This is a genomic window from Agrobacterium sp. NPDC090283 (assembly GCF_044769685.1).
Lineage (GTDB): Bacteria > Pseudomonadota > Alphaproteobacteria > Rhizobiales > Rhizobiaceae > Agrobacterium.
The window spans coordinates 12780-13522 of sequence record NZ_JBIVYG010000004.1 but is presented as its reverse complement, the minus strand read 5'-3'; the positions used below and the strand labels follow the sequence as shown (position 1 = coordinate 13522).

At 55.6% G+C, this 743-nt stretch carries 1 protein-coding gene; it reads right to left on the bottom strand.

The genetic code is table 11. From position 1 onward, the window contains the following. Window positions 1-44: 44 nt before the first annotated feature. Window positions 45-713 carry an imm11 family protein gene (locus ACIQUH_RS07625; protein WP_400813472.1) on the bottom strand — a complete coding sequence of 223 codons (669 nt, stop codon included), beginning with the start codon at window positions 711-713 and terminating at the stop codon, window positions 45-47. Between the last annotated feature and the right edge of the window lie 30 nt (window positions 714-743).

Sequence of the window (743 nt, the reverse complement as noted above, 5' to 3'; positions counted from 1 at the left end):
TCCCTGAATCCCTTGAGATCCCTGCTTTCCCTTCGCGCTCATCGTCAAATCGCCTTCAGCTTGTGGTGCTTGGGAAAGCGCAGAGCGCGCCGCTCGACATCAGCCATCAAATCATCGGAGAATAAAATTTTAGGCTGGCGAAGCCAGCGCTCGCGCCAAAGATGGCAACCGGCGGCGACGCTCTCGGCAACGCAGAGGCAGGCGTATCCCTTTTTTGTGTAGCTGTTTGCGTAATAAGTCTTGATGTCTGGCGGCGATCGGTAATCCTCGCTCTGCTCTGGCAGGAAGCTGTCCAGAAACCGTCCGATGCGTAGGCCATAATAAGGCGTTGGATATTCCTTGCCCTTGGGCATGGTGATCCTGATCGGCCAGAATTGATGCACGCCCGGCTCCAGCGCCTCGATAATGTCCTTGAGCGGTTCGCTAACGGCTAGGAGACGGTTGTTCAACTCAATCAGCGCCCCGAGTGACTGGTACGTCTTTATAAGCCTGTACTCGTTCGGACGCTCATGCGGCTCAAGTGGCCCCATGTCCTCGTTGAACTTGCGAGCGACTTCCGATCTGTAACTGACATCCCAATGGTCGAACGCGGCCCTTTGTTCGGTCGTCATTTCCTCATCGAAATAACGCTTGATCGCCTCCTCCCAGCCAACATAGTCGCCGTCCGGAAAGTAATCGCCAAAACTGCTCGATTCCACCAATCCCCAAACCATTCCCAACCCCCTAGCCGCCCTGCGCAGCAT

Bases quoted from the DNA above. Each gene is read 5' to 3' on its own strand.
- ACIQUH_RS07625 (WP_400813472.1), bottom strand. From the start codon at position 713: ATGGTTTGGGGATTGGTGGAATCGAGCAGTTTTGGCGATTACTTTCCG.